Source organism: Streptomyces sp. NPDC028722, assembly GCF_040637655.1.
Classification (GTDB): Bacteria; Actinomycetota; Actinomycetes; order Streptomycetales; family Streptomycetaceae; genus Streptomyces.
The window spans coordinates 337,637-344,263 of record NZ_JBEZWU010000008.1 but is presented as its reverse complement, the minus strand read 5'-3'; the positions used below and the strand labels follow the sequence as shown (position 1 = coordinate 344,263).

The 6,627-nt window shown below is 73.7% G+C and carries 4 protein-coding genes; 3 read left to right on the top strand and 1 reads right to left on the bottom strand.

Annotation, left to right across the window (positions count from 1 at the left end; all coding sequences use genetic code 11):
* Positions 1-544 precede the first annotated feature (544 nt).
* The 3 genes from AB0F03_RS16135 (at position 545) to AB0F03_RS16125 (ending at position 4,989) form a co-directional block, all read left to right on the top strand.
* A complete protein-coding gene (locus tag AB0F03_RS16135) occupies positions 545-1,846 on the top strand; it encodes an alpha/beta fold hydrolase (protein ID WP_361991493.1) in 1,302 nt (433 codons plus the stop codon).
* Between the two features lie 171 nt (positions 1,847-2,017).
* Positions 2,018-4,015 carry a glycosyltransferase family 2 protein gene (locus tag AB0F03_RS16130; RefSeq protein ID WP_361991490.1) on the top strand — a complete coding sequence of 666 codons (1,998 nt, stop codon included), beginning with the start codon at positions 2,018-2,020 and terminating at the stop codon, positions 4,013-4,015.
* Positions 4,016-4,134: 119 nt separating this feature from the next.
* Entirely contained in the window at positions 4,135-4,989 is an 855-nt protein-coding gene (locus AB0F03_RS16125) for a pentapeptide repeat-containing protein (RefSeq protein WP_361991488.1), read from the top strand.
* Here the strand turns inward: AB0F03_RS16125 and AB0F03_RS16120 are convergent.
* Positions 4,951-6,552, bottom strand: a complete 1,602-nt coding sequence (locus AB0F03_RS16120) for a cytochrome P450 (RefSeq protein ID WP_361991485.1) — start codon at positions 6,550-6,552, stop codon at positions 4,951-4,953. The genes AB0F03_RS16125 and AB0F03_RS16120 overlap by 39 nt on opposite strands.
* Between the last annotated feature and the right edge of the window lie 75 nt (positions 6,553-6,627).

Below are 6,627 nucleotides of genomic sequence, written 5' to 3'. Positions count from 1 at the left end.
CATGCCCGCTTCCTGTTCTCTCTTGTGGTGGCCCGGGGTGGCGCCGTGAGCCCCGCACTCGCCCGGCCCCGCCGCGCCGCGGCCCCCGCCGTGGGGCGTACCGGGTGAGCGGCTGGGCGCGGACGACCGGCCGGGACCGCGTGGGATGCCACCGGCGAGCCCTGGCGCGCGGGGCTGGACGAGGACGTCGCCGAGGGCGCCGCCTCGGCCGGCCCGCCACCCCCGGCGGTCCGCAGGCGTCCGGCCGTCAGCCGGTACAGCGGCGCGTTGCGGGTGCCGCCGCCGAGGTGCACCACGTCCACCGGGTGGCCGGCCGCTGCGTCCCGCGCGGCCCGCCGGTGGGCGAGGGCAGGGCGATGGGAGCGGGCCCACGAGATCCGGCGGGTGGTGCTCCAGCCGGAGCCGAGGGTGCCGCTCCAGCCTCCCCGCACGCCGACCCGCGCTGACCCGTGGTTCAGTGACGAACCATGATCCCGGGGGTCGGCTCCGGCGCGCTCATGTGCTGAACTGGGACGTGTCCGTCCCATCCGTCCCGGGAGACCTCTTGAGCCTCAGCTACCGCCAGCCCGGTGTCGTCCTCACCGACCGTCACTTCACGGTGCCCCTCGACCACTCCGACCCGGGCGGCGAGACCATCGAGCTGTACGCCCGCGAGGTGGTGGCGAGTGACAAGGCCGGGCAGGAGCTGCCCTGGATGCTCTACCTCCAGGGCGGACCCGGTTTCGGGGCGAATCGTTTCGTCGGGCGGCAGGCCTGGCTAGGCCGGGCCCTGGAGGAGTATCGCGTCCTCCTGCTCGACCAGCGCGGCACCGGCCGCTCCACGCCCGCCACCCGGCAGACGCTGCCGCTGCGCGGCGGCCCCGCCGAGCAGGCCGATCACCTCGCCCGCTTCCGCGCCGACTCCATCGTGCGCGACTGCGAGGCCATCCGCCCCCAGGTCACCGGCGGCGCCCCCTGGACCGTGCTCGGCCAGAGCTTCGGCGGCTTCTGCACGGTGACGTACCTCTCGCTGGCCCCCGAGGGCATCGACACCGCGATCGTCACCGGCGGGCTGCCCTCCCTGCACGCCCACGCCGACGACGTCTACCGGGCCGCCTACCCGCGCATCGAACGCAAGGTCACCGCGCACTACGCCCGCTACCCGCAGGACGTCGAGCGGGCCCGCCGGGTCGCCGACCACCTCCTCGGCCACGACGTGGTCCTGCCGGGCGGCTACCGCCTCACCGTGGAGGCCTTCCAGTCCCTCGGCCTGATGCTCGGCGCGAGCGACGGCAGCCACCGTCTGCACCACCTCCTGGAGGACGCCTTCGTGCGTACCCCGGCGGGCATCGAGCTGTCCGACGCCTTCCAGGAGCAGGCGCGAGCCCTGCTGTCGTACGCCGGCCACCCCCTGTACGCCCTCGTCCACGAGGCGATCTACGGCCAGGACGCCCGCCCCACCGCCTGGGCCGCCGAACGCGTCCGCGCGGAGTTCCCGCAGTTCGACGCGGCCAAGGCGCTCACCGGTGACGCGCCCGTGCTCTTCACCGGCGAGACGGTCCACCCCTGGATGTTCGACGCCGACCCGGCGCTGCGCCCGCTGCGCGAGACCGCCGAGCTGCTCGCCGCCCGCACCGACTGGCGCCCGCTGTACGACCCCGCCCGCCTCGCCGCCAACGAGGTCCCGGCCGCCGCCGCCGTCTACCACGACGACATGTACGTCGACACGGCGCACTCGCTGGAGACGGCCGCCGCGATCCGCGGTCTGCGCCCCTGGGTCACCAACGAGTACGAGCACGACGGCCTGCGCGCGGGTGCCCCGCACGTCCTGGACCGGCTGCTGGCGCTCGCCCGCGACGAGGCGTGACACGGACACCGCCACCTCCCGGCAGGAATCGCGCGTGCGGAACCGGGTATTCGTCCGGAGCCGTTCCGACGGTTATTTCATCGTGCAACCAATCAGTGCCGAATTCGGTGCGTGGTAGGTTCACACAAAACCGAAGGATTCCGCTGAGCAGTGAATAGGAAGCGCGTTCCCATGTCCGGCGTCACCGTCTCGGTCATCATCGCCGCCTACAACGCGATGCCGTATCTGACGCGTTGCGTCACCTCGGTGGCCGAGCAGAGCATCGGCCGGGACCGGCTCGAGGTCATCGTCGTCGACGACGGCTCGACGGACGGGACCGCCGCCGAGCTGGACCGCCTGGACGCCCGTTACCCGGGCCTGCTGCGCGTCATCCACCAGGCGAACTCGGGCGGCCCGTCCGCACCGCGCAACACCGGACTCGACCAGGCCACCGGCACGTTCGTGTTCTTCCTGGACGCCGATGACCACCTCGGCCCGGAGGCACTCGAGCGCATGGTGGCGATGGCCGAGGAGAACGGCACCGACATCGTGCTCGGCAAGATGGTGGGTGTCGGCGGACGCGGGGCGCCCACGTCGATGTTCCGGCGGAACCAGCCGCACACGGACGTCTTCTCCTCCCGCGTGTACTGGACGCTGAACCCGATGAAGCTGTTCCGGCGGGACCTGCTGGAGCGGCTCGGGCTGCGTTTCCCCACCGACCTGGCGATCGGCGAGGACCAGCTGTTCGTCGGCGCCGCCTATCTGCACGCCTCCGGCGTCTCCGTGGTCGCCGACTACGACTGCCTGTACTGGGTGCTGCGCGAGGACGAGGGCAACATCACCCGCCGGCTCAAGGGCTCCGAGCTCCGGCTCCAGTTCCTGCCCCGCATGGTCGACCTGATCCTGGACAACGTGCCGCCCGGCCCCGGCCGCGATCACCTGGCTCACCGGCATCTGACCGTGGAAGTCCAGCAGATGGTCGCCGGCCAGCTCGTCTTCGAGCCCCGCGCGACCCAGGAGAAGATGCTGGACCAACTCGCCGGGATAATCGAGCCGTTGTGGCACGAGGGGCTGAACGGACGGCTGTCGGCCATGGCCCGGCTGAGGCTGCACCTCGTACGCCACCGCATGCTCGACGAGCTGCTGGAACTCGTGGAGTTCGAGAAGGAGCTCGCCCGGTCCAAGGTCTCCACCCCCGTCCTCGTCGACGGCGGCCGGGCCCTCGCCCGCTACCCGTTCTTGCGCGACCCCGCCCGGGCGGTCCCCGACCTCTGCTACGACGTCACCGCTCAGCTCGGGATCCGCCACCACGTCACCCGTGCCGAGATGGACGGCGGCACGCTCCACCTGGCCGGCCACGGCTACCTCCACCGCGTGGAGACCCGCGACGTCACCACCGCGCTGGTCCTGCGCGAACGCGACAGCGGCACCGAGTACCGGCTGCCCGTCACGCACACGGCCACCCCCGGGCTCGGCGCCCAGGACGACGAGGGCCGGTACGGCTACGACCTCGCCGGGTTCGAGACCACCGTCGACCTCGCCACCGCCGCCGACGGCGAGCCGCTGCCCGACGGACTGTGGGACATCTCCCTCGCGGTCGGTGCCCAGGGGCTCACCAAGGAGGTCCGGATCGGCAGCAAGCGCGCCGACGGCGTCTCCGGCGCGGCCACCACGCGGGTGCTCGCCACCCCGGAGGGACCGCGCGCCGTCACCCTGTACACCACCAGGCCCCACGGCAACTTCACGCTCGACCTCGGCGAGACCAAACACCGGGTGACGCCCCTTCTCCGCCTCGACGACACCATCCGGTGGAGCGACGAGACGCCCCCCGCGCTGCGTTTCGGCGGGCGCTGCGAGCTGGCCGAGTACCCGCCGGACGCCCTCGTGCTGGCGCTGACGAACGACAGCGGCGCGACCGCCGAGTTCCCGGTCCGGCGGGCCTCCGGGCCCGCGGAGTTCCACGCCACCGTGCCCGTCGGCACGCTCCCGGCCGGCGTCTGGACGGGCGAACTCCGGCTGGGACCCTGGGCCGTACCGCTGCCCGCGCTCCCCGCGGACCTGCCCCCCGCCAAGTGGCGACGACGGGCCCTGCCCTGGTACGCCCGCCCGGCCACCGGCTCCCCGGAGCACTTCGCCCTCCGGGTCGCGCGGACCGACCTCGTCAAAGCACTCGCCCAGCGCCTCCGGTAGAGCGGCACACGCCGCGCCGCTCCTCGCCGACGCTGTGCGCCCCTCGCCGCCGGACGGCTCGGCGCGCGCGGTGAGCGGCGGCGGACAGGGCGGCTGTGCAGGTCAGTAGGCTGGTCGCCATGTCGGATCAGATAGCAGGTCTTCCGGAGCTGCGCGGAGACTGCGCACACTGTTTCGGGCTGTGCTGCGTCGCCCTGCCCTTCGCCCGTTCCGCCGACTTCGCGCTGGACAAACCGGCGGGCAGGCCCTGCCCGAACCTCGGCGGGGACCACCGCTGCGGTGTCCACGCCGAGCTGCGCCCACGAGGCTTCACCGGCTGCACGGTCTACGACTGCTTCGGTGCCGGGCAGAAGGTCTCCCAGGTCACCTTCGGCGGGCAGGACTGGCGCAGCGGCTCCCCGGAGCACGCCCGACGGATGTTCGACGCGTTTCCGGTCGTACGGCAGCTGCACGAACTGCTGTGGTACCTGACGGAGGCGCTCGGTCTGCCCGCCGCCGCTCCCGTCCACCCCGCGCTGCGCCGAGCCCTGGAGAGGACCGAAGGGCTCACCCGGCAGACCCCCGAGGAGCTGGCCGCGCTGGACGTGGCCGCACACCGGCAGGAGGTCAACGCCCTGCTGCTGCGCACCAGCGAGCTGGCACGGGCCGACGCCGGTCCGAGAACCAAGGGCAAGGGGAAGGGCAAGGGCAAGGACCGGCGGGGCGCGGACCTCGTCGGCGCCCGGCTCAGGGGCGCCGATCTGCGCGGGGCGAACCTGCGCGGCGCCCTCCTCATCGCCGCCGACCTCACCGGCGCGGACCTGCGCACCGCCGACATGATCGGCGCTGATCTGCGCGACGCCGACCTGACCGACGCGGACCTCACCGGGGCCTTCTTCCTCACCCAGCCGCAGGTCAACGCGGCCCGGGGGAGCGCCGGCACGCGCCTGCCCGGGTCAGTCACCCGCCCCGCGCACTGGGCACCGGCCGCCTGACCCGGGACCCTCGTCAGCCGTGACCGGCACCGGGGCCCCGGCGACCGGACAGCGGGCGTCCGCCCCGGGGGAGTTCCCGGGCCACTGCGCGGAACCCCCTGCGGATCGCGCGGCCCCCGCCGCCGGGCGCCGCCGTTCCAGCCGTAGCCGCAGCCCCTCCGGCATCAGGGTCAGGCGCTCGGCCACGCTCAGCCGGTAGCCGGGGTCGATGCCCAGGTCGTAGCGGCGCAGCAGCAGACCGAGGACCAGGGTCGCCTCGTGCAGGGCGAACTGGCGGCCGATGCAGGCACGCGCCCCGGTGCCGAACGGCTTGAAGGTGTGCGGCGGCCGGGCCCGTACGGCGGCGGCCTCGAAGCGGTCCGGGTCGAACCGTTCGGCGTCCTCGCCCCACACCTCCGGTTCGCGGTGCAGCATCGGCGTCAGCACCAGCGCCCACGCGCCCCGGCGCATGGGGTGCTCCCCGGCGAGGACGGTGTCCTGGCGGGCCTCCCGGGCGAAGGCCGGCGCGGTCGGCCACAGCCGCAGCGACTCGTCCAGCACCCGGCGGACGTGGCGCAGCTTGGCCACCTGGTCGTAGCGCGGCCGGGCGGCGTCACCCCAGACGCGGTCGACCTCGGCGCGGGCCCGGGCGGCGACCTCCGGGTGCCGGGCGAGGTAGTACAGGGCGAAGGAGAGCGCGCCCGAGGTGGTCTCGTGGCCCGCTACCAGGAAGGTGATCACCTGCCGGCGGACGTTCTCGGCGGACAGCTTCTCCCCGGTCACCGGGTGCGCGGTCGCGAGCATGCGGTCCAGCAGGTCTCCCTCACCGCCCCCGGACCGGCGGCGGGCGGCGACCAGGGCGTCGACCGTGCGGTCGAGGTAGGCCATGTCGGCCGCGTTGCGCCGGGTGGCGGCGCGCAGCAGCAGCGGGGCCAGCGGTCCGGGCACGCTGTTCAGCCGCTGTGCGTGGCTGAGGGTGCCGACCATGGCCGTGACGAAGGGGTGCGGCCGGTCCCGCTCGAAGGAGCCGAAATCGTGCCCGAAGCCGGTCCGGGCGATCGTCTCCAGGGTCAGCCGGGTCATGTCGCCGGGCGCGTCCACCGTGCGCCCGGCCGCGAGTTGCCGGTCCCAGTGGTCGGTGAGCCGCCCGGCGACGGCCAGCATCATGCCGTGGTAGCCCTCCATGGCCTCCCGGCCGAAGCCGGGCGCCAGGACGTCGTGCGCCAGCTGCCAGTTGGGCTCGTGGTTGTAGGCGGTGAACAGGCCGTCGCCGGCCACCGGCCGCAGATTGGCGACCCCGAGGCCGACGTGCTTGGCGAACCGGGCCTCGTCGGCGAGGTCGGCGACGAGGCGCGCCCCCCACACGAACACGAACTCCTTGCCGAAGGCCCGCCGCCGGAAGACGGGACCGAGTTCGCGCGCGAAGCGCATCGAGTCCTGGAGCGGCCGGCGCCGGTCCGCGCCGAGCACATCGCCGAGCAGCGGCAGCCGGCGCGGCGGGTGCGGTATGCGGTGCAGCTCGGGCCAGCCCTGCTCGGCGCTCCGGAAACCCTTCGGCAGCCCGGTCTCCGTCGTCTCCGCCATGACGCGATCTCCCTTGATCCAGCGGATGGTCGAAACTGTGACGCGCGCGTGTTGTACGTGAGTTCAATAACGGTT

Coding starts and splice junctions, on each gene's coding strand:
- AB0F03_RS16130 (WP_361991490.1), top strand. CDS start 2,018: ATGTCCGGCGTCACCGTCTCGGTCATCATCGCCGCCTACAACGCGATG.
- AB0F03_RS16125 (WP_361991488.1), top strand. CDS start 4,135: ATGTCGGATCAGATAGCAGGTCTTCCGGAGCTGCGCGGAGACTGCGCA.
- AB0F03_RS16120 (WP_361991485.1), bottom strand. CDS start 6,552: ATGGCGGAGACGACGGAGACCGGGCTGCCGAAGGGTTTCCGGAGCGCC.